Below are 20,445 nucleotides of genomic sequence, written 5' to 3'. Positions count from 1 at the left end.
ATGCTTCCATTCCATGAGACCATGGAAAATCGGACAGGGGGGAGGACCCCCGAAAAGGAGATCGACAATGAAAAAAACAGTCACCCTGGCGCTCACCGTTCTGCTGATGCTTGGACTTATGTCCGGGTGCGCCACTGACACACCGGCTGACAACGCCGAGAGCACGAAAAGCGAAAACCCCACTGCGAATGCTGAGAATTTCAGCGATGAGATGAAGATCCCTTACGCCATCGATCTGTCTCCTGAGGACGGCGCGGACTCTGTAGAGCGGACGGGAGACCATGCGGCTTCCCCCTATTTCGCCCACCCCGACGTATACAACCTGGAGTCCACGGACACCCTGACGGTGCTTCACAATTTCAAGACCCAGCAGCAGACCAGCGAGTGGGCCTGCGGCGTGACCTCCGCCCTGATGGTGCTGGAGTGGTACGGCAAGCTGGGAGATTGGAATGAGGAGAGCCTGGCGGCACTGCGGCACTCTTTGGACGGCACGGAGCTGGAGGGTTATCCCGGCACCACGCTGAACCAGGCCGTGGACATTTTTGAAGGCGTAGGCGGTTTTGATATTGTGACCATGCAGGATTGCCCGGATGGCATCTGGATGGAGGACATCCGGAACTGGCTGGCGGAGGGCAAGCCGGTGATGATCTGCTGGAACGACTGGGGCGGTCACTGGCAGGTCATCGTAGGCTATGACACCATGGGCACCGAGGCGGAAAATGACGATGTGTTCTTGGTGGCAGACCCCTACGATACTACCGACCACAACCAGGACGGCTACGGTGTCTACCCGGCAGAGCGTCTGATGTATAACTTCAGCATGTACGGTGCCTTCCCCGAAAGCGAAGGCGGCAGCGACATGCTGTTCCTGGTGGCAAGTCCTACTGAATAACGAAAAGAGCGGCCCGGAGGGAATATCCTCCGGGCCGTTCTGCTTGAGATGCTGTGTATGTCGATGGATATAAAATGATGTATCAGAACTGCAGGATTTCTCCGGGACGCAGGACCCTTGCCTGGAAGCCCGCTTCCTGCACGGCGCTGGCAAAGGCCACCGCATCCTGGACGATGGGCGGGAAGGTGTTATAGTGCATGGGCACCACCAGCTTGGGTCGGATCATCTTCACGGCCCGCAGGGCGTCCTCCGGGCCCATGGTAAACACATCGCCAATGGGCAGCAGCGCCACGTCAATGTTTTCCTCTGCCAGCAGGGCCATATCGCTCATAAGGGCTGTGTCGCCGGCATGATAGATTTTCCTGCCATCCATCTCAAAAATGAAACCGCAGGACAGACATCCCGGTACGCCGCTGCCATGAATGGCCTGGAAAAACTTGGCGGAACCAAAGGGCATTGGAAGCCTGCCGCCCAAGTTGCCCACCTGGACTTTTACGCCGGCGGGACCGAACAGACCGTCCGCCAGGTCCACGGTGCAGCAGACTGTGGCTCCTGTGCGCCGGGCGATGGCCACGGCGTCGCCGGTATGGTCACTGTGGCCGTGGGTCACAAAGATAAAGTCCGCAGCCACTTGGTCCGCGGATATGGCTGCCAATGGATTTCCCGTCAGGAACGGGTCTGTCAGCACCCGGCAGGTGCCGTCGGTCAGCAGAAAACAGGCGTGACCTAAGAATTGCAGTTGCATTACCTGAACCCCCGTTTCGATCATCCGGTGCAGTACCGACACTGCACTTTTTTTATCTTTTTTCACTGCCATATTACCACAAAACGGACAAAATTTCAAGTCTTGTACTGGTTCCGCCTGCAGAGTAAGCTGTGGACAGAGGTGACCAACTATAAGAAGTCAAGGGGAAATTGAAAAAAATTCATCTGGTCAAAAAAGGGCGCAAAAGACCAAGCCCTCTTCCGAGGACTTCAAAATAAGCTGGTCATGGGTCAGCGAACGAGATCCGGGTTATAGGGCAGTTCTCTCGTCTGAAGCGTATAAATAACGCGCAAAAGTTTTTTAGCAACATGGGTAAGAGCAACGCGGTGTTCCTTGCCCTCGGCGCGTTTCTTGGCGTAGTAGGCCGCAAAAGTCGGCTCGTTGTTAATCACTGTCTGCGCACAGTTCATAATGGCATAACGCAAATAGGAAGACCCATCCCCTGTGATATCGACTATCAGCTGAGTTGCCCGGTGGACGAGGGCCTGCGGGGGGTGTGGTATCTCAGGACCTGGCTGGAGCAACTGGTGACGGAGGACGCCTTCCTCCGCCGCTTTGACCCGGCGGCGGTCCGACGGCTGCTGGCGGCGGTCTGCCCGGAGGAGCACCGGGAACTGTTGGTGAACCTGTATGAGCCGGTAGCCGCCGCAGCCCTGGGACTGACCCTGACGGAGGGACCGCTGGACGGCCTGAGCCAGACACAGGCAGGGTGGGCGCATCTGACGGATTTGCTGGAAACGCCGGACTTGGAAAAGCGGCGGCAGACGCTGGAACAGGCGGGGGAGCGCTTGGCCCGGCGACTGGAGCTGGGGCCTCAGGGCACTGCCTGCCTGCTGGAATGTGCCCGGGGGCTGCTGCCCAGAATCGGAGCCGTGCTGGAGACGGGAAACAGTTGGCAGGGGGTGTTTCCCATTCTGGACTGAAAGCCGGGCCGACTTTCATTGGGCACAGACCGCCTGATGAGGGCTGCACATATTGCTGCAGCAGAATGACTATGATATCATAAAGCATAGCGGACAAACCGCCCCGGGGAGGGAGATCTTCATGCAAACGGTTGAACTGGCGATTCTCGATTGGATACAGGCGCATCTGCGCTGCGGCTTTCTGGATATTGTGCTTCCGGCCATCAGCCGGACCGCTGATCACGGGGAACTGTGGATCATCCTGGCGGCGGTGCTGCTTCTGCTTCGAACACAGCGGAAGTACGGCGCGGCGATGGCCTGCGGACTGGTGCTGGACCTTGTCAGCTGTAATATGCTGCTCAAGCCCCTGGTGGGCCGCATCCGTCCCTTTGCCGTCCATCCGGTGGTGGAGCTGCTGATTCCACCGCCCCTGGATGCCGCCTTCCCATCGGGACATACGGCGGCCTCATTTGCAGCGGTGTTCGCCCTGAAAACGGCGGGCAGTCCTCTGTGGAAGCCCGCTCTGGCGGTGGCGGTGGTGATGGCGTTCTCCCGGCTGTACCTGTATGTCCACTGGCCCAGCGACGTGCTGGCGGGCGCCCTGTTGGGTGCCGCCGTGGGCTGGGCGGGAGCCAAAATCGTGGAAAACGTGCTGGAAAAGAGGAAAGCGGGACGCTGAGCGTCCCGCTTTTTTATTCATTAGGTCTTATCTCCAAATAATAGTGCGCTATTTCCGGGTTTAACGTTACCTCTGTGACGCCCTTTTCCAGGTCAAAACCAAAGTTCTGCCGCTGGATCTGGATGTTGTCCGCATTTGCCAGTGCCGCCCTCTGCCCCGTGAAGTCCAGGTTGGACCCCAGCTGGGTCACAAAGTCATAGCCCTGCAGCCCTACGTTCTCTGACCCGGAGCAGCCGAAGTCAAAGCTTGGCTCCTTCCACATTGTAAATGTTATGTCGACTTGCCCGCCTGCCGGGATGTTCACCGACACCGCCAGATAGAGTACCCTGTCCATGCTCATGGCCTCGCTGACGATGTCATCCAGCCGCCCACTGTCATACCGGTCCGCTGTGTTGTCTCCGGCCAGGGGGCCGTACTGAACCATCAGTTCATTGACGGCCCGGCGGAACAGGGCATCAGGGACTGCTGCCACCTCGTCAGTATCCATGCCGTACTGCCAGTCAGCATAGGTCTCCAGATAGTTCCGGCACAGCAGGTCCAGCACCTGGTCCAGGGTCATCTGCAACCGGGTGACGGTGCAGCTGACGCCGTCGATCTCCTTTTCACAGCCGCCGTTCTCGTAACCGTCCAGGGCGTAGTCCTTGATATCGTCACCCAACACCACCAACAGCTTGGGGTCCTTGTCCCGGCGGATACCATTGGGCACGAAGTAGCTGTACTGCCGCCAGCCGGTGTCCTCATCCCAGCTGGCGCCATTGAAGCCGTAGGTGAGGACCGTGGTTTTTTCCTGGTCGATGGTAAATGCAATGGCCTGGGTGGCGGCGTCGTAGTTCGCCGGGGCGGTGAAGTCCGTGAATTCGTACACCGCCACCGGGGTGTCCAGCACCAGGCCGTCTCCCAGCGCTTCATTCAAATAGCTCCCGTCATCCAGCAGAGCCTTGTAATCCATCCAGCTGTCCGGGTATTGCAGGTTCCAGGTGGAGCCGTCGTCCACGCCCGCGTCCCGGAACCCGCCGGCGTAGGCCCCGGCGTACAGGGGGCCTTCCGCTTCCTCACCGTCCACCGTCACGGTGGGCCGCTGGGATGCCAGGTTCCTAAAGGACCCGGCAAAGGGATACAGGGCCGTCACAGTCTGGTCGGATTCAGTTATGTTAACTACCGTATAGCGGTCTGTCACCGCTGCCCCCCACTGACGGGGCGTGCCGTCCTGGTAGGTTCCCGGGGCAAAGTCCCAGGTGGTGGTCCGCTTCGCCGGCAGGCCACTGTTTTCCTCTGCCAGCGTCAGGGGGAACACCGGCCCGGCGTAGGACATGAAGGTGGTGCCCTCCTCAGACGAAGGTTCGTTGTCTGTGACAATACCGCTGCCGCTGGTTTCTCCTGGCGCAGAGGAACCCATCCCCTGAAACCCACCGGTCACCAGCCAGGTGAGACTGAAACCGCACACCAATGTCAGGCAGGCAGCCGCCGTCAGAACTTTCCACAGCGGGAATTTCCTCTGGCGAACAGCAGGAGAGGCGGCTTCTTCAATCAGATCCTCGTCCACCAGTCCCAGAACACGAAACAGCCGTTCCGCTTTCATAACGACACCCCTTCCTTTTCCAGATACGCCCGCAGGGCTTTCCGGGTGCGGAACAGAGAGGACTTCACCTTCCCCTGACCGCAGCCCAGCTTCACGGCGATATCCGCCAGGTCCTCTCCATACCAGTACCGACGCAGAAACATGATCCGCAGTTCCTGGGGCAGTGTCCGCAGAAAGGCGCTGATGAGCCCGGCAATCTCCCGGTCCTCCAGAGCCTGTTCTGTGCCGTGAGGCGCTGGGACGCACTGGTCCAGCTCTCCCAGCAGGACCTCCATCCCGTCTCCGCCCCGCTTTTCCGCCCTGGACTGCTTCCAGCGGTCCAGGCTCAGGTTCCGGGTGATGCGCCCCAGCCAGGCCCGGAAGGCGGAGGGTCGTGCAGGGGGAATGGCGTTCCAGGTCCGCAGGTAGGTGTCGTTGACGCATTCCTCGGCATCGCCGTGGCTGCGCAGCACGTTCCAGGCGATATTCCACAGGAACCCGCCGTACTTTTCGGAAGTCTCCGCAATGGCGGACTGGTCCCGCTGCCAGTACAGCTCAATGATGTCGCTGTCCTCCATGGGGACGCCTCCTTTCAGGTACTCTTGATCATACAGACGAAAAAAACCGGCGTTGGTTTCGAAAAAAATGATTTCCGGGGGAAATTTTCCCCCGGAAATCATTGTACATGGAATTCAGTTTGTAAGCAATCCTCTGGAGACCAGGAACTCCCGGGCCACGTCGTCCACGGTGCGGCCCAGCACGTCCACCTGGTAGGTCATCTCCACCATGTCCTCGTTGGCGATCTGGCCTGCCAGCAGGTTCAGCACCTCCTCCAGGTTGGGCGCCGCGTCCGCGAACCGCTCAAAGGTGTCCTCCCGCACCAGGAGGGCGCCGTTGTAGTCCGGGAAGAAGCTGCGGTCGTCCTCCAGCACCTTGAGATCCGCCTTTCGGTTCAGGCCGTCGGTGGCGTAGACCTCCGTCACGTCGAAGCTGCCCTGCTGGATGGCGGAGTATTTCAGGCTCACGTCCACCGGGGCGGTGCTCTTGAACTTCAGACCGTAGAAGTCCGTGAAGGGGCCGTATTTCATGCTGCCCTCCAGGGTGAAGAACTCATGCTCCGCGCCGAATACCAGCCGGTCCGCCACGGGCACCAGGTCGCTGACGGTCTCCAGACCGTATTCCTCCGCAATGCTTTGCGGCACCGCAATGGCGTAGGTGTTGTCGAAGCCCAGCTTTTCCAGCAGCCGCACGCCATGCCGCTCCCCCGCCACTTGATTGGCGTAGTCGTAGATGCTGACGCCCTCTGGCACGTCCGCCGTGTCCAGGTGGAGGAAGGTGGTCAGCAGGGTACCGTCGTAGGAGATCATCAGGTCACAGGAGTGGTTGTCGCCCACTAATGCGTTGAAGTTGTTGACCTGGGACATCTGGTCCTGGATGGTGACCGTCAGGTCCGTCCTGTCCTCCACCAGCATTTTGACCATGTGGTGCATGATCTGGGTCTCGGAGTAGTCGCCGTCGTAGAGAAGCAGCTCATTTTCTCCGGTGGATTTCATCCCGTAGGGCAGCAGCAGGACGAAGACCAGCAGCACTGCCGCCACGGGGAGCCACAGCTTCCGGGAGCCGCCCCGGCTCTTCCGCACCATCTCCTCAAACCGGCCCATCAGCAGGTCCAGCACCACGGCGATGACCATCAGGGCACCGGTGCCTGCCAGCAGGAGGCCCATGTTCTGGATGCGAATGGCCCGGGTGATGATGCCGCCCAGGCCGCCGCCGCCCACGAAGGCGGCAAAGACCGCCGTGCCGATGGCGCTGACCACGGCGATGCGGATGCCGGTGAACACGGTGGGCAGGGCCAGAGGGAACTCCACCCGCAGCACCCGGTAGGCCTTGCTCATGCCCATGCCCCGGGCGGCCTCTTTGACGCCGGGGTCCACCTCCTGGAGGCCCAGGCAGGTGTTCCGCACGATGGGGAGGAGGGAGTAGAGGGTGATGCCGGCGATGACCGTGGGCTTTCCGGCACCGATGAAAACCATGATGATGCCCAGCAGCGCCAGGGCGGGGATGGTCTGCAGCAGGTCCACCACCCATAAAATGGCCTTCCGGGCCTTGGGGAACACGTAGGCCAGGATGCCCAGGGGCAGGCCAATGCAGACGGACAGGATGCTGGCCGCCAGCACGATGAACAGGTGCTCAAAAATCAGGCTCCAGCTCATCTGCCCACTTCCTTCCGCAGGCCCCGGGGGGTGACCTTCTTCTGCAGCAGGTCAATGAGAGCGCCGATGGCCACTGCCAGGATGGCCGCCGGGATGGCCCCCAGGAGGATCAGAGTATTGTTGTTGGAGGCGGTCCCCTGGTACACGAAGTCGCCAAGGCCACCAAGCCCGATCATGGCGGCCAGCACGGCCCAGGAGACAGTGTAGACCGCCGCCATCCGCAGCCCGGCGATGATGGTGGGCATGGCCAGGGGCAGCTCCACCTTTAACAGGGTTTGAAGGGAGGACATTCCACAGCCCTTGGCCGCCTCCAGGAATTTGGGTTCCACGCCTAAAATGCCGGTGTAGGTGTTTTTCAGCACCGGGAACATGGCGTAGACCGACAGGGCGGCGATGACGGTGGCAGGCACCATGCCCAGCCACAGAAACAGCACGCCGATGAACACCAGACCGGGGATGGTCTGGAAGATGGAAACCACCGGCAGAAGAACGGTGGACAGCCGCCGCGGAGCCCGGGAGAGCAGGATGCCCAGCACCAGCCCCAGAAGAAAGCCGATGGACACGGAGACCAGCACATACACCGTATGAGTGACGATGGCTCTTGCCAGCATGGCACCGTATGTATCGAAGAGAGCTCTCATCGCGCATCCCCCCACAGGTTCTCCGCCACGGACCGGGCCACGCTGGTCTTGGTGACGATGCCGGCAATGGTGTCGTCCTCGCCCAGGACCACTACATAATTTGCGCCGGAATCCAGCAGGTAGTCGAAGCTCTCCCGGGCGTCATCTCCCACCCGGACGGTGCGGGCGGTCTGGCGGACTATGGGCTCAATGCTGTTGAGTTCCCGACCCCAGCGGCGGATGTCGCCGATGGAGATGGTCCCCGCGTAGCGGCCCTCCTCGTCAGTGACCAGCAGGGTATCCACGCTGCTTCTCGCCATGCGCTCGGCACACTCCAGCACGCCCCGGTTTTGCTTGACGGTGATGAGGTTTGTCCGCATAAAGTGCTCCACAGTGGAGGGAGCGGGGGCGTCCGGGGCGTGCTTGCCCAGGAAGTTCCGCACCAGGTCGTTGGCGGGGTGCTCCAGCATTTCCTCCGGGGAGGCCATCTGCACGATCTCGCCCTCTGCCATGAAGATGATCACGTCTGCCAGCTTCAATGCCTCGCCCATGTCGTGGCTGACGAAGATGACGGTCTTGTTCAGCTTCTGCTGAAGGCTTTTTACCTCGTCCTGCAGGGTCTCCCGGGTCATGGGGTCCAGAGCGCTGAAGGGTTCGTCCATCAGCACGATGGGAGGTGACGCCGCCAGGGCCCGCAGCACGCCGATGCGCTGCTGCTGTCCGCCGGACAGCTCCGAGGGGTATTTGTCGGCGTACTGCTCCATGTTCACCATTTTCAAAAGGTCCCGGACGATCTCCTCGCACCGGGCCTTGTCGTATTTCAACAGTTTTGGCACCACGCAGATGTTCTGGGCCACGGTCATGTTGGGGAACAGGCCGATCTGCTGGATCACGTAGCCGATGTGGCGGCGCAGCTCCACCTTGTCCTGCTGGTGGATGTCCCTGCCGTCGATGGAGATGGTACCGCTGTCCGGCTCCAGCAGGCGGTTGATCATCTTCATGGTGGTGGTTTTGCCGCAGCCGGAGGGACCGATCAGCACCACGAACTGACCGTCCTGGATGGTGAAATTCAGGCCCTTGAGGACCGGGGTCTTGCCGTAGCTCTTGCTGACGTGTTCAAACTGGATCATGGAACCTCCTTTTCCGTAACTAATCGGTGGGCGGCCTCCGCGGCGGCGGGGCTTCCAACCAGAACGATGACATCTCCGCCATACAGCTGGGCGTATGGGCCGGGGGAGAGAATGACAGTCTGGCCCCGCCGGATGGCCACGATGGTGCCGCCGGTGGACTGCCAGAACTTCAGTTCCCCGATGCTCCGGCCGATGAGAGGGGAGTCCTTGGGGACGGGAACCTCATAGTTGGGGAAGGGCTCGTCGGCGGCAGCGAAGGTCTCCCGGCTTTTCATGAGGGCCGCCACCGTATCGCTGAGACGGCGGCTCAGGTCGGCGTATTCTGCCATCAAGTCTTTCAGCTGCTGCCGCAGGGCGCGCACGTCGGCGCTTTCCTCAAAGTTTTCAATGTACCGCCGAGCGCTGTCGGCAGAGAGGACCACCACGCCGCTCTGGGGCTTCACCTCCACCACCTTCATGTCGGACAGCAGCCGCAGGGCCCGCCGGATGGTCTCCGGGGACACGTTGTACTCCGAGGCCATGACGGAGCGGCCGTAGACCCGCTGCCCCTCCGGCAGCTCACCCTTGGCGATGCGGCGGGCAATGTCCAGCGCGATCTGCAGGTATTGAGATGGGACGACTGTCTGTTTCATGGAATACCACCACTTTCTTTCTGCCTATGTGATAACAGCTTCCATTATAGACTGACAACTTAAAAAAGTAAATAGATGTGTCAGTTAAGAAATTGTAAACAAATCCACGGTACACGGACAGAAAGAGGGCCGCTGTCTCCATTTTATAGGAAGAGAGACGGCAAAATCCCACGAAATCCGCCCGTGTGCCGCAGGGGGGACTGTCAGGAAAACAGAACTAACAAAATGTTTTTGCGCCTGAAAGAAAATTTGAAAACAGGCTTCCCATTTTCAAAAAATGTGGTATGATTATCATGAAGTATTATGTCAAAATGCGGAGGGAGTATCGTGCTGAGAATCAAGACCTATGCGCGGCCACAGACCTTGCAGGAGGCCTGGGAGCTGTGCCAGAAGAAGGGCAGCGTGGTCCTGGGCGGCATGCTGTGGCTGAAAATGCAGAATCGGGCGGTGACGACTGCCATCGACCTGCAGGACCTGGGGCTGGACAAGATCGAGGAGACAAAACAAGAATACCGCATCGGCGCCATGGTGACGCTGCGGGACCTGGAGACCCATGAGGGCCTGAACGCCCTGACCCACGGGGCCATGGCGGACTGTGTGAAGCACATCGTGGGCGTGCAGTTCCGCAATGTGGCCACGGTGGGCGGCAGCCTCTGGGGCCGTTTCGGCTTTTCCGACGTGCTGACGTTGTTCATGGTCATGGGTGCCAGGGTGGAGCTGTACCGGGGCGGCGTCATGACTGTGGAGGAATTCGCGGCCCGTCCCAGGACGGAACGGGACCTGCTGGTGCGGGTGATCGTGCCCAGAAAGCCCATGAAAGCCGTGTACCTCTCCCAGCGGAACAGCGCTACGGATTTCCCTGTGCTGACCTGCGCCCTGTGTGAGCGGGATGGGGAGATCACCTGCGCCGTGGGCGCCCGGCCCGCTCAGGCGGTCTGTCTGAAGGGACTGCCGGATGATCCGGAGGAGGCCGCCGAAGTGGTGGCCGGTGAGCTGCACTTCGGCAGCAATCTGCGGGCAGGGGCCGAATACCGCGCCCGTATTTGCCGGGTGCTGGTGCGCCGGGGCATGGCGGCGCTGCTGGAACAGGAGGATTGAGCCATGGAAATCAGATTGACACTCAATGGGAAAGTGGTCTGCGCCGATGTGCGGCCCGATACCCTGCTGCTGGACTTTGTGCGCCAGCAGGGCTGCGTCAGCGTCAAGCGGGGCTGTGAGACCGCCAACTGCGGCCTGTGCACCGTGCTGATGGACGGAAAGCCGGTGCTGTCCTGCTCCACCCTGGCGGCCCGGGCGGACGGCCACACCGTCCAGACCCTGGAGGGCCTGCAGGCGGAGGCGGCGGATTTCGTCACCTTTATCGCTGACCAGGGTGCCGAGCAGTGCGGCTTCTGCAACCCCGGCTTCGTCATGAACACCATCGCTTTGCTGCGGGAGAATCCCGACCCCACCGACGATGACATCCGGGCCTTTCTGGCGGGAAACCTGTGCCGCTGCTCCGGCTACGAGGGGCAGCTGCGGGGCATCCGGGCCTATCTGGACAGCCGTAAGAAATGAGGAGAGACGACGTGGAACAGAAAACTTTTCATACGGTGAATACACCCGTCCGCAAGAAGGACGCCATGCAGCTGCTGCTGGGCAAGCCCGCCTACGTGGAGGATGTGACGCCCCGGGACTGCCTGGTGGTGAAGCTGCTGCGCAGCCCCCACGCCCATGCCCTCATTGAATATATTCGCACCGATGTGGCCATGAAGGTGCCGGGCATCGAGTGCATTTTTACATACAAGGATGTGCCCAACAACCGTTTCACCAATGCGGGCCAGACCTACCCGGAGCCATCTCCCTATGACCGGCTGATCCTGGACCGGCGGGTCCGCTATGTGGGAGACCCGGTGGCTATCGTGGCCGGCGCGGACGAAGCCTGCGTGGACCGAGCACTGAAGCTTATTAAGGTCAAATACCAGGTGCTGGAGCCGGTGCTGGACTTCCGCGCCGCCAAGGACGGCCAAGTCCTGGTGCACCCCGAGGACAACTGGGTGGCGCCCCTTCCCGTGGGCGCCGACAACCGGCGAAACCTCTGCGCCGCAGGCGGCGAGTCCCGGGGTGACGTGGAGGCGGTCCTTGCGGACTGCGACCGGGTCATCGACCATGTGTACCACACCAAGGCCTGCCAGCAGGCCATGATGGAGACCTTCCGCACCTACACGGAGCTGGACACCTTCGGGCGGCTCCATGTGGTGTCCTCCACCCAGATCATCTTCCATCTGCGCCGCATCCTGGCCCGGGCGCTGGACATTCCCAAGAGCAAGATCCGGGTGGAAAAGACCCGGGTGGGCGGCGGCTTCGGCGCCAAGCAGACCGCCGTGGCGGAGGTGTACCCTGCCTTCGTCACCTGGAAGACCGGCAAGGCTGCCCGGCTGGTATACAGCCGCCGGGAGTGCCAGACCGCCGGCAGCCCCCGCCATGAGATGGAGGTCCATGTGCGGCTGGGCGCTGACAATGACGGCACCATCCGGGCCCTGGACGTGTATACCCTGTCCAACACCGGCGCCTACGGCGACCACGGCCCCACCACCGTGGGCCTCACGGCCGAGAAGACCATCCCCATGTACACGAAAAACCTGGAGGCCCACCGTTTCACCTATGACGTGGTGTACACCAATATGCAGGCCGCCGGTGCCTACCGGGGCTACGGCGCCACCCAGGGCATTTTCGCTGTGGAGTCCGCCGTCAACGAACTGGCGGATATCCTGGGCATGGACCCTGTCCGCCTGCGGGAGCAGAACATGGTCCGCCAGGGCATGGTGATGCCCGCCTATTACGACCAGGTGGCCAACGCCTGCGCCCTGGACCGCTGTATGGCTCGCTGTGCGGAACTCTTCAACTGGGAGGAGAAATTCCCCGTCCGGGATATGGGCAACGGCAAGGTCCGCGCCGCCGGCGTGGCTATGGCCATGCAGGGCAGCTGCATCCCCAACATCGACACCGGCTCCGCCACCGTGACCCTGGGGGACGACGGCACCTATCTGCTGTCCATCGGCGCCGCCGACATGGGCACCGGCTGCGACACGATTCTGGCCCAGATGGTGGCCGAGAGCATGGACTGCGATGTTGACGCGGTCTCCGTGGCTCCCGTGGACACGGACACCTCGCCTTATGACTCCGGTTCCTATGCTTCCTCCACCACCTACATCACCGGCAAGGCCGTGGAGCTGGCCTGTGAAAAGCTGAAGGCCCGCATGTGCGAGATCGCCGCCGGAATGCTGAATTGCGATATTTCCGACGTGGAATTCGCGGAGGGCGGCGTCCGGAAGCTGGATGGCTCCGCCGCCGTGACCGCCGCCGACATCGGCTGGAAGGCCCAGTGCGGCAATGACCTGGCCGCCCGGGCCACCGTTTCCCACACCAGCCCCGTGTCCCCGCCGCCCTATATGGCGGGCATGGTGGAGATCGAGCTGGACCGGGAGACCGGCGCTGTGGAGGTGCTGGACTATGTGGCCGTGGTGGACTGCGGCACCCCCATCAACCCCAACCTGGTCCGGGTCCAGACGGAGGGCGGCCTGGTGCAGGGCATCGGCATGGCCCTCTACGAGGATGTGACCTACAACGACCGGGGCGCCATCCTGGAGAATTCCCTCATGCAGTATAAAATTCCCACCCGTCTGGACATGGGACGGCTGCGGGTGGAGTTCGAGAGCAGCTATGAGCCCACCGGCCCCTTTGGCGCCAAGAGCGTGGGCGAGATCGTCATCAACACACCCTCTCCCGCCATCGCCCACGCGGTGTTCCGGGCCACCGGCGTGTGGCACCGGGAACTGCCCATCACCCCGGAGAAGATCCTGCTGGCGCAGAAATAAGTCCATACGCAGAAAAACTGCCCCGCTTTGGAAAGCGGGGCAGTTTTGTTTACCGCAGCGTATACAGCAGATACAGCACCAGCAGATGGATGGGATAGAAGAGGTAAGCGGCCCACTGAAAGCCTTTTCCTCCGAAGCCCTTTTTGCCGCTGTACAGCCAGATAGGTACCAGGGCCAGTACCGCAAAGCCCTGGATGGGGAAGTCAAAGCCCAGCAGCGGGATGGTCTGGCCTTTGAAAAACACGATGTTCAGCAGCACCATGGCCGCCAGTTGAGCCAGACGGGCCAGGGGGAAGTTCCGGAGCAGATAGAACAATACCACCGTCAGCACGCCCATGACGCCGTAGTCCACGAAGCCGATGCCTCCCAGCAGGCAGGCGGCTGCCAAGGTCAGGAGACCCAGGACGATCCGACGGGGCGTCCGCTCACGCCGGGCCCGGTCCAGACCGGAGATGGCCCAAAGCCCCAGCAGCAGGGTGAACACCGTGTTCTGATGGAAGGGGAAGAAGGGGGTACTGAACTGCACCAGGTCAAAGGGCACCTCCGATACAAAAGCCAGACCCAGCAGCCGCAGGGCGTAGCGGCGGCGGTCCGCCGTGTGGAAAAAGCCCTCCGCCAGCTGGAAGGCGTAGAGGGGGAAGGTCAGACGGCCCACACAGGTCATCCAGAAGTTGCCGGGGACCACGGTGGCCCACATGTGGTCCAGCAGCATGCAGGTCATGGCCAATACCCGCAGCGCCGAGGCGCTGAGGAAGCCGGAGGAGGTGCGGGTCCGAAGTTCTGCTGTCATGGGAGTACTCCTTTTTCACATTCTTTCATTACAGTATAGACGAAAGACAGAGAAAAAGGGTTACAGGAAAATGACAAACAGCCCGTCAGCAGGGCAGCTGGTCCAAAGAGGCGAAGGTGTAGCCCATGTCCTCCCACTTTGTCAGCAGATCATCCAGAATCTCCGCGTTGGTCCTGGAGGTGGAGTGCAGCAGCACGATGGCGCCGTCGTGGATGCGGGGCAGCAGCTTGGCGTAAGCCTGTTCCGCCGTGGGCTGCTTGTCCACATACCAGTCCACATAGGCCAGACTCCAAAAAATCGTTTTGTAGCCCAGAGCCTGGGCCTGCTTCAGGTTCTCCGTGCTGTACTTCCCCTGGGGCGGGCGGTAGTACATGGGCAGGTCCTGACCTACGGCCTCCTTGTACAGGGCTGCCAGACTGTCCAGCTCCTTCTGGAAGGCTGCCTGGTCAGAGATGGCGGACATATTGGGGTGGTGGTAGGTGTGGTTGCCCACGATATGGCCCTCGGCGGCCATGCGGCGGATAATGTCCGGGGCGGTCTCAATCATGTTGCCCACCACAAAGAAGGCGGCGGGGGCGTTGTGCTTTTTCAGCGCGTCCAGAATTTGCTCCGTATAGCCGTTTTCATAGCCGCAGTCGAAGGTCAGGTAGATGACTTTTTGGGATGTGTCTCCCAGGTAGTAGGCATCGTATTTCGCCAGGTCCTCCGCCGTGGCGCTGCCGATGGGGACGGCGCCTTCTGTCTGGAAGGACAGACCCCAGTCTGTGGTGGAGGCAGGAATAGCGGCGGGGGCGGAGGCGGGCTGTGTGGTCTGCCCCTGGAGATACAGCATCCCCGCCAGGAACAGGCAGGGGGCCAGCAGCATGACGAAAGCGCGGAAGCGGCGGGAAAAAATATTCATGGGATTCCTCCTGTTGCACATTGTTGTGCAACAGTTTGCCCGGTTGGAGGCTTTTCATGCAGCCGTTGAAAAAAACGTCGGAATTTGCTAGAATGTCGGAGACGACCGAGCGGATGAAACAAAGGAGCGCAAGAACGGGACCCATGGCAAAACGAAGAACAAAACGAAAGAAACACTCCCGCGGAGGAGGTATTCTGGCGCTGCTGCTGGTACTGTGTATTGGCGGAGCAATCCTCTGGCGGTATTGTGAGCTGCCGGTGCCCGCAGTCCTGACGGAACGGACGGAGGTGGCCGGAGACCTGGCGGCGGAGAAGCTGACGGAAGTCCGGTCCCGCCTGTCCGATTGGCTGGCGGACCTGATGGCAAAGATGCCGCCGGAGCTGCGGGAGCAGTTGTCCGTTCAGGAGGAACATCAGGAGGAGCAGAATGTCATAACCCTGGACACGCTTCCGGACTATGACGGCAGCCCGTATGTGGAGCTGTATGGCGGCCAGCCCGCTTTTACAGAGGAACAGAAAGCCGGGACGGAGTCTTACGAGACCTATGCGCCCCTGGACCTGCTGGGCCGCTGCGGCACGGCGAAGGCCTGCATTGGGCAGGACCTGATGCCCACGGAGGAGCGGGGGGCCATTGGCATGGTGAAGCCCAGCGGCTGGCACACCGTGCGCTATGACGGTCTGGTGGACGGCAAATACCTCTACAATCGCTGCCACCTGATCGGCTACCAGCTGGCCGGGGAGAACGCCAATGAGCGGAACTTGATTACCGGCACCCGCTATCTGAATGTGGAGGGGATGCTGCCCTTTGAGAACCGGGTGGCGGACTACGTGCGGGAGACCGGCAACCACGTCCTCTACCGAGTGACCCCTGTGTTCCGTGGAATGGAACTGGTGGCCCGTGGAGTGCAGCTGGAGGCCTGGTCCGTGGAGGACGGCGGCGCCGGCGTCTGCTTCAACGTGTACTGCTACAACGTGCAGCCCGGGGTGGAGATCGACTACGCCACCGGGGAGAGCTGCCTTGCGGAGGAGAACATACCATGATGGAAGCAATTTGGAACAACTTTGACCGGGTAGTGGTCTTCGACACCGAGACCACAGGCATCGAATTTGGAAAGGACCGCATCATCGAGTTGGGAGCCGTCTCTCTGGAAAAGGGCGTGGAGACGGACTGCATGGACCTGTTCATCCGGCTCCCGGAGGGTCAGACCATACCACCCTTCATCACGGAGCTGACGGGTATCACCGATGCGCAGCTTCTGTTGGAGGGCGTGGACCAGAAAGAGGCGGCAGAGGCCTTCTGCCGCCTGCTGGAGGGGGCGGAGCGGCCCTTGCTGGTGGCCTACAACGCCCAGTTTGACCTGAATTTCCTGTACTGGTTCCTGCGGCCCTACGGCCGGGTGGAGGTGCTGCGGGCGCCCAGGTTCCTGGATGCTCTGACGGTGTACCGGGACCGGCGGGACTACCCCCACAAGCTCTGCAACGCCATCAAGGCCTACGGCCTGGGGGACCGGGTGGTCAACAGCCACCGGGCCGTGGACGACGCCCGGGCCACCGTGGCACTGCTGGAGGCCATGGCTGCGGAGCGGGATGACCTGGAGCGGTATCTGGATCTGTTCGGCACCCATCCCAAGTACGGGATGTCGGGGCAGAAAATTTCCTCCGTGACTTACCGGCCACAGTCCTATCAGCGGACGGTGCCGCTGTATGAGTTGACATAATGCATAGAAGACAAAAAGAGAGACGGCGTTTGCCGTCTCTCTTTTCATATATAAAAATTGTACTTGACAAAACTGTATAATTGTACTAATATCATCATACATTAGTACACTAGTACAAAAGTACAAAAAGAAGTTGAAGAATTGCAAAGTCCTGCTCCGTTATAGAGAGTGGGAGTTGACGAAACAGGAGGAGAAGGAAGCCATGGAGGAAGAACTGATGCAGATGGAACAAGAGAATCCCCGGAAGCTCAAGAAATTCCGGCTGAGTAAGAAGGGGAAAAAGAGAGCCGTTTTGGCGGCGGTACTTGCGGCTGTGGTCCTGTTGGCGGCGGTGGTGCTGCCCCGGCTGATGGGGGGCGTCGCGGCAGCGGGAACGGGCTATACCGTGGAGCAAGCCGCCCGCCGGGACCTGTCGGTGAGCGTCACCGGCTCCGCCACGTTAGAGCCCGCCGACTCCTACCAGGTGAACACCCTGGTCTCCGGTGCCATCCTGACGGCACCTTTCGAGGAGGATGACCTGGTGGAGATGGGGGCGCTGCTGTATGAGCTGGACAGCAGCGATGCCCAGACCTCCGTCAGCCGGGCGGAGCTGTCTGTAGAGCAGTCCCGGCTGGCCTATGACCAGGCCCTGGAGGCCCTGCGTCCCACAGCGCCCATCAGCGGCACCATCCAGGAGGTCTTTGTCCACAACGGCGACAATGTGACGGCGGGAACTGCTCTGGCGAAGATCGCCGCCAGCATGGACCTGTCCATCGACTTCCTGTTCCCCTTTGTAGAGCCCTCTGCCTTCTATGTAGGCCAGCGGGCCACGGTGTTCGTGGGCAATTTTGACGGCCCGGTGAACGGCACCGTCACGGCAGTGTCCAACAGCACCGCCATCACCAGCAACGGCAAGGAGGGCAGCAGTGTCCGGGTGAAGGTGGAGAACCCCGGGATCCTGTCCGATGCCTACACCGCCTCCGCCGTCATCGGCAGTTATAGCAGCTACGGCAACGCCGCCATCAACCTGCCCGCCTCCGCCACGGTGTACGCTGCGGGCAGCGGCTCCGTCAGCGGCTTCGACAAGCTGATGGGCAGCACCGTCAAGAAAGGGGAGGTGCTCTGTACGGTGGATTCCTCCGCCATCCGGGAGCAGATCGAAAGTGCCCGGCTGAGCCTGGAGAGCGCCAAGCTGTCTGCCTCCTCCGCCAGCGGCAGCCTGGAGGATTACCGGATCACCGCACCCATCTCCGGAACGGTCATCGAGAAGAACTTCAAAGCCGGGGACAAGGTGGACGGCTCCGCCAGTGGCACCCTGGCCGTCATTTATGATCTGAGCTGTCTGAAGATGCAGATGAACGTCAACGAGCTGGACATCGGCAAGGTGAAAGCGGGCCAGACTGTGGAGGTCACCGCCGCCGCTCTGCCGGGAGAGGTCTATACCGGCACCGTGGAGCGGGTCAGCGTCAACGGCACCACCAAGGACGGCTTTACCACCTACCCCGTCACCATCGCCGTCCGGGACTACGGCGGCCTGATGCCCGGCATGAACGTCTCCGCTGCCATCAACTGCGGTACGGCGGAACATGCCCTGACCGTGCCCGTGGCCGCCGTGGAGCGGGGCAGTACGGTACTGGTGGCCCCGGTGGAGGCAGTAGGGGAGGACGGCACCGTCACGGACCCCGCCCTGCTGGAGGAGCGGAGCGTCACCCTGGGCGTCAATGACGACCGGTACATCCAGATCACCTCCGGCCTGACGGAGGAGGACCGGGTGGCGTATCAGGCCGCCCCGGTCCCGGAGGGCTGAGCCATGGCCCATCTGATCGAACTGAACAACGTGTATAAGATCTACCCCATGGGCAGCGAGGAGGTCCACGCCCTGGACGGCGTCAGCTTTGCCATCGACCGGGGCGAGTTCGTGGCCATCGTGGGCCAGTCCGGCTCCGGCAAGTCCACTGCCATGAACATCATCGGCTGCCTGGACGTACCCACCTCCGGGACGTACCACCTGGGCGGCGTGGATGTGTCCACCATGGAGGACGACCGGCAGGCAGAGATTCGAAATAAGATGCTGGGCTTTGTGTTCCAGCAGTATAACCTGATCCCCAAGCTGACGGTGCGGGAGAATGTGGAGCTGCCCCTGCTGTATGCGGGCGTTTCCGCCGAGGAGCGCCGGCAGCGGGCCGTCCAGGCCCTGGAGCGGGTGGGACTGGCGGATAAGCAGAAAAATCTGCCCAACCAGCTCTCCGGCGGTCAGCAGCAGCGGGTATCCATCGCCCGGGCCCTGGCGGGGAAACCCTCGGTCATTCTGGCGGATGAGCCCACCGGCGCCCTGGACTCCCGGACGGGCCGGGAGGTGCTGGACTTTCTGCAGAAGCTCAACGCCGAAGGGGACACCGTGGTCCTCATCACCCATGACAATTCCATTGCCCGGAAAGCGAAGCGCATCATCCGCCTTCAGGACGGACGGGTCATCTACGACGGAGATGCCGCCGATCCCCGGGCCGTGGTCCGTTCCGGAGATGAGGGAGAGGAGGCCGGCACATGAATGTTTCACAATCCTTCAAGCTGGCATTGAAATCCCTGCGGACCAGTAAAATGCGGGCTTTCCTCACCATGCTGGGCATCGTTATCGGCGTGGCGGCGGTCATTGTCATCATCTCCCTGGGCAACGGCCTCACCGACATGGTGGAGCAGCAGGTGGAGAAGGTGGGCATCACCCAGATGTACGCCTATGCCTGGGGCCGGGGCGACGGCACCACGCTGAACCTGGACCCGCAGCAGATGTATGATCTGATCGAAGCCCATCCCGACGTGTTCGACGGCGTCACCCCCTGGGTGGGCGCCGGAAGCGGTGTCCGCCGGGACGGCGCGGAATTTGAAAAGACGAAGATCTACGGCGTCAGCGAGGCCATGTACCGCCCGGAAACCGGTACCACCCTGGACGGCAATACCCTGTCCCGGGGGCGGTATCTCCAGTATGTGGACGTGGCGCGGCGGCAGAAGGTGTGCGTCATCGGCGCCTGGCTGGAGCAGGAGGCCTTCCGTGGTGACGCCCTGGGAAAGGAGCTGACCATCGGCGGCGTGCCTTATACGGTGGTTGGCGTCCTGGCCCGGGAGCGGGAGGAGATGACCGAGGGCGGCAGCGATGACGTGGTGTACATCCCCTATGAAAACGCCCTGGAGCTCACCGGCAGCCGCAATGTGACGCTGTATCAGGTCATGGCCGTCTCCCGGGATACGGTGTCTCAGGGCAAGGCCCTGATTGCCGACATGATGCAGAACTTTTATCAGGATAAGGACGCCTATTACATCGAGACCATGCTGGAGTCGGTGAATATGATCAACGCCATGATGGGCGTGGCCATGGCGGTGCTGGTGGCTATCGCCGCGATCTCCCTGCTGGTGGGCGGCATCGGCATCATGAATATCATGCTGGTATCCGTCACGGAGCGCACCCGGGAGATCGGCATCCGGAAGTCCCTGGGCGCCAAGCGCCGGGATATCCGGAGCCAGTTCCTCATTGAGGCCGGGACCACCTCCGCCATGGGCGGACTGATCGGAATTTTGCTGGGCTGTCTGCTGGCCACGGGCATCGGCTCCGTGCTGGGCGGGATGCTGTTGGAGCAGCTGGGCACCAGCGGCATTACCTTCAACGCCACGCCGACCCTTGGGGCCATTCTGGTGAGCTTCGGCGTCAGTGTGGGCATCGGCGTGCTGTTCGGCTACCTGCCTGCCAACAAGGCGGCCAAGCTGAATCCTATTGACGCGCTGCGCTATGAATGATAAAAAGGAACCGGTACATCCGG

At 61.5% G+C, this 20,445-nt stretch carries 21 protein-coding genes; 11 read left to right on the top strand and 10 right to left on the bottom strand.

Features of this window, described 5'->3' with window-relative positions; all coding sequences use genetic code 11:
* The first annotated feature begins 67 nt into the window (after positions 1–67).
* Positions 68–892 carry a papain-like cysteine protease family protein gene (locus tag JQM66_RS08960; protein WP_235229533.1) on the top strand — a complete coding sequence of 275 codons (825 nt, stop codon included), beginning with the start codon at positions 68–70 and terminating at the stop codon, positions 890–892.
* Positions 893–974: 82 nt separating this feature from the next.
* Here JQM66_RS08960 and JQM66_RS08955 read toward each other — a convergent pair whose 3' ends face one another.
* Positions 975–1,637: a metal-dependent hydrolase gene (locus JQM66_RS08955; RefSeq protein ID WP_235229532.1), complete on the bottom strand. Its 663-nt coding sequence runs from the start codon at positions 1,635–1,637 to the stop codon at positions 975–977.
* 251 nt (positions 1,638–1,888) lie between these two features.
* Complete coding sequence (locus JQM66_RS08950; protein ID WP_235229531.1) at positions 1,889–2,083, bottom strand: hypothetical protein; 195 nt, start codon at positions 2,081–2,083, stop codon at positions 1,889–1,891.
* On the opposite strand from JQM66_RS08950, the gene JQM66_RS08945 reads away from it, so the two are divergent.
* Positions 2,054–2,581 carry a DUF6179 domain-containing protein gene (locus tag JQM66_RS08945; RefSeq protein ID WP_268824381.1) on the top strand — a complete coding sequence of 176 codons (528 nt, stop codon included), beginning with the start codon at positions 2,054–2,056 and terminating at the stop codon, positions 2,579–2,581. The two genes, JQM66_RS08950 and JQM66_RS08945, sit on opposite strands and share 30 nt — an antisense overlap.
* Positions 2,582–2,702: 121 nt before the next feature.
* On the top strand, positions 2,703–3,239 hold the full coding sequence (locus JQM66_RS08940; RefSeq protein ID WP_235229529.1) for a phosphatase PAP2 family protein: 537 nt from the start codon (positions 2,703–2,705) through the stop codon (positions 3,237–3,239).
* Between the two features lie 13 nt (positions 3,240–3,252).
* Here the strand turns inward: JQM66_RS08940 and JQM66_RS08935 are convergent, their stop codons facing one another.
* The 6 genes from JQM66_RS08935 to JQM66_RS08910 form a co-directional block, all read right to left on the bottom strand.
* On the bottom strand, positions 3,253–4,818 hold the full coding sequence (locus JQM66_RS08935; protein WP_235229528.1) for a hypothetical protein: 1,566 nt from the start codon (positions 4,816–4,818) through the stop codon (positions 3,253–3,255).
* Entirely contained in the window at positions 4,815–5,375 is a 561-nt protein-coding gene (locus tag JQM66_RS08930) for an RNA polymerase sigma factor (protein WP_235229527.1), read from the bottom strand. Before JQM66_RS08930 ends, JQM66_RS08935 begins: the two co-directional genes overlap by 4 nt.
* A gap of 114 nt (positions 5,376–5,489) precedes the next feature.
* On the bottom strand, positions 5,490–7,010 hold the full coding sequence (locus tag JQM66_RS08925; protein ID WP_235229526.1) for a glycine betaine ABC transporter substrate-binding protein: 1,521 nt from the start codon (positions 7,008–7,010) through the stop codon (positions 5,490–5,492).
* Positions 7,007–7,651, bottom strand: a complete 645-nt coding sequence (locus JQM66_RS08920; RefSeq protein WP_235229525.1) for an ABC transporter permease — start codon at positions 7,649–7,651, stop codon at positions 7,007–7,009. Before JQM66_RS08920 ends, JQM66_RS08925 begins: the two co-directional genes overlap by 4 nt.
* Positions 7,648–8,760, bottom strand: coding sequence for an ABC transporter ATP-binding protein (locus tag JQM66_RS08915; RefSeq protein WP_235229524.1), 1,113 nt, complete (start codon positions 8,758–8,760; stop codon positions 7,648–7,650). Before JQM66_RS08915 ends, JQM66_RS08920 begins: the two co-directional genes overlap by 4 nt.
* On the bottom strand, positions 8,757–9,392 hold the full coding sequence (locus JQM66_RS08910; protein WP_235229523.1) for a TrkA C-terminal domain-containing protein: 636 nt from the start codon (positions 9,390–9,392) through the stop codon (positions 8,757–8,759). The genes JQM66_RS08915 and JQM66_RS08910 overlap by 4 nt, the downstream gene beginning before the upstream one ends.
* A gap of 327 nt (positions 9,393–9,719) precedes the next feature.
* On the opposite strand from JQM66_RS08910, the gene JQM66_RS08905 reads away from it, so the two are divergent.
* Genes JQM66_RS08905 through JQM66_RS08895 form a run of 3 tightly spaced genes read left to right on the top strand, consistent with a single transcriptional unit; the run spans position 9,720 to position 13,249 of the window.
* Positions 9,720–10,490 (top strand): FAD binding domain-containing protein, encoded by a 771-nt coding sequence (locus tag JQM66_RS08905; RefSeq protein WP_235229522.1) that lies wholly within the window; start codon positions 9,720–9,722, stop codon positions 10,488–10,490.
* 3 nt (positions 10,491–10,493) lie between these two features.
* Positions 10,494–10,949: a (2Fe-2S)-binding protein gene (locus JQM66_RS08900; RefSeq protein ID WP_235229521.1), complete on the top strand. Its 456-nt coding sequence runs from the start codon at positions 10,494–10,496 to the stop codon at positions 10,947–10,949.
* Positions 10,946–13,249, top strand: coding sequence for a xanthine dehydrogenase family protein molybdopterin-binding subunit (locus JQM66_RS08895; RefSeq protein WP_407946016.1), 2,304 nt, complete (start codon positions 10,946–10,948; stop codon positions 13,247–13,249). Before JQM66_RS08900 ends, JQM66_RS08895 begins: the two co-directional genes overlap by 4 nt.
* Before the next feature lie 49 nt (positions 13,250–13,298).
* Here the strand turns inward: JQM66_RS08895 and JQM66_RS08890 are convergent, their stop codons facing one another.
* The gene (locus tag JQM66_RS08890) at positions 13,299–14,039 is read right to left on the bottom strand and encodes a TraX family protein (RefSeq protein ID WP_235229520.1); all 741 of its coding nucleotides are present in this window, start codon (positions 14,037–14,039) and stop codon (positions 13,299–13,301) included.
* Between the two features lie 85 nt (positions 14,040–14,124).
* Complete coding sequence (pdaA, locus tag JQM66_RS08885; RefSeq protein WP_235229519.1) at positions 14,125–14,940, bottom strand: delta-lactam-biosynthetic de-N-acetylase; 816 nt, start codon at positions 14,938–14,940, stop codon at positions 14,125–14,127.
* Between the two features lie 143 nt (positions 14,941–15,083).
* On the opposite strand from pdaA, the gene JQM66_RS08880 reads away from it, so the two are divergent.
* The 5 genes from JQM66_RS08880 (at position 15,084) to JQM66_RS08860 (ending at position 20,422) form a co-directional block, all read left to right on the top strand.
* On the top strand, positions 15,084–15,980 hold the full coding sequence (locus tag JQM66_RS08880; protein ID WP_407946015.1) for a DNA/RNA non-specific endonuclease: 897 nt from the start codon (positions 15,084–15,086) through the stop codon (positions 15,978–15,980).
* Positions 15,977–16,657: a 3'-5' exonuclease gene (locus JQM66_RS08875; RefSeq protein WP_235229518.1), complete on the top strand. Its 681-nt coding sequence runs from the start codon at positions 15,977–15,979 to the stop codon at positions 16,655–16,657. Before JQM66_RS08880 ends, JQM66_RS08875 begins: the two co-directional genes overlap by 4 nt.
* Positions 16,658–16,859: 202 nt before the next feature.
* Positions 16,860–18,443, top strand: a complete 1,584-nt coding sequence (locus tag JQM66_RS08870; protein ID WP_235229517.1) for an efflux RND transporter periplasmic adaptor subunit — start codon at positions 16,860–16,862, stop codon at positions 18,441–18,443.
* A gap of 3 nt (positions 18,444–18,446) precedes the next feature.
* Entirely contained in the window at positions 18,447–19,184 is a 738-nt protein-coding gene (locus tag JQM66_RS08865; protein ID WP_328284128.1) for an ABC transporter ATP-binding protein, read from the top strand.
* A complete protein-coding gene (locus tag JQM66_RS08860) occupies positions 19,181–20,422 on the top strand; it encodes an ABC transporter permease (protein ID WP_235229516.1) in 1,242 nt (413 codons plus the stop codon). The genes JQM66_RS08865 and JQM66_RS08860 overlap by 4 nt, the downstream gene beginning before the upstream one ends.
* The last annotated feature ends 23 nt before the right edge of the window (positions 20,423–20,445 follow it).

The organism is Oscillibacter valericigenes (assembly GCF_021531915.1).
GTDB lineage: Bacteria > Bacillota > Clostridia > Oscillospirales > Oscillospiraceae > Oscillibacter > Oscillibacter valericigenes_A.
Note: the sequence above shows the minus strand (reverse complement) of the source record. Positions and strands in the feature narration are given on the sequence as shown.

Bases quoted from the DNA above. Each gene is read 5' to 3' on its own strand.
- JQM66_RS08960 (WP_235229533.1), top strand. From the start codon at position 68: ATGAAAAAAACAGTCACCCTGGCGCTCACCGTTCTGCTGATGCTTGGA.
- JQM66_RS08955 (WP_235229532.1), bottom strand. From the start codon at position 1,637: ATGCAACTGCAATTCTTAGGTCACGCCTGTTTTCTGCTGACCGACGGC.
- JQM66_RS08940 (WP_235229529.1), top strand. From the start codon at position 2,703: ATGCAAACGGTTGAACTGGCGATTCTCGATTGGATACAGGCGCATCTG.
- JQM66_RS08935 (WP_235229528.1), bottom strand. From the start codon at position 4,818: ATGAAAGCGGAACGGCTGTTTCGTGTTCTGGGACTGGTGGACGAGGAT.
- JQM66_RS08930 (WP_235229527.1), bottom strand. From the start codon at position 5,375: ATGGAGGACAGCGACATCATTGAGCTGTACTGGCAGCGGGACCAGTCC.
- JQM66_RS08925 (WP_235229526.1), bottom strand. From the start codon at position 7,010: ATGAGCTGGAGCCTGATTTTTGAGCACCTGTTCATCGTGCTGGCGGCC.
- JQM66_RS08920 (WP_235229525.1), bottom strand. From the start codon at position 7,651: ATGAGAGCTCTCTTCGATACATACGGTGCCATGCTGGCAAGAGCCATC.
- JQM66_RS08915 (WP_235229524.1), bottom strand. From the start codon at position 8,760: ATGATCCAGTTTGAACACGTCAGCAAGAGCTACGGCAAGACCCCGGTC.
- JQM66_RS08910 (WP_235229523.1), bottom strand. From the start codon at position 9,392: ATGAAACAGACAGTCGTCCCATCTCAATACCTGCAGATCGCGCTGGAC.
- JQM66_RS08900 (WP_235229521.1), top strand. From the start codon at position 10,494: ATGGAAATCAGATTGACACTCAATGGGAAAGTGGTCTGCGCCGATGTG.
- JQM66_RS08895 (WP_407946016.1), top strand. From the start codon at position 10,946: ATGAGGAGAGACGACGTGGAACAGAAAACTTTTCATACGGTGAATACA.
- JQM66_RS08890 (WP_235229520.1), bottom strand. From the start codon at position 14,039: ATGACAGCAGAACTTCGGACCCGCACCTCCTCCGGCTTCCTCAGCGCC.
- pdaA (WP_235229519.1), bottom strand. From the start codon at position 14,940: ATGAATATTTTTTCCCGCCGCTTCCGCGCTTTCGTCATGCTGCTGGCC.
- JQM66_RS08880 (WP_407946015.1), top strand. From the start codon at position 15,084: ATGGCAAAACGAAGAACAAAACGAAAGAAACACTCCCGCGGAGGAGGT.
- JQM66_RS08875 (WP_235229518.1), top strand. From the start codon at position 15,977: ATGATGGAAGCAATTTGGAACAACTTTGACCGGGTAGTGGTCTTCGAC.
- JQM66_RS08870 (WP_235229517.1), top strand. From the start codon at position 16,860: ATGGAGGAAGAACTGATGCAGATGGAACAAGAGAATCCCCGGAAGCTC.
- JQM66_RS08865 (WP_328284128.1), top strand. From the start codon at position 18,447: ATGGCCCATCTGATCGAACTGAACAACGTGTATAAGATCTACCCCATG.
- JQM66_RS08860 (WP_235229516.1), top strand. From the start codon at position 19,181: ATGAATGTTTCACAATCCTTCAAGCTGGCATTGAAATCCCTGCGGACC.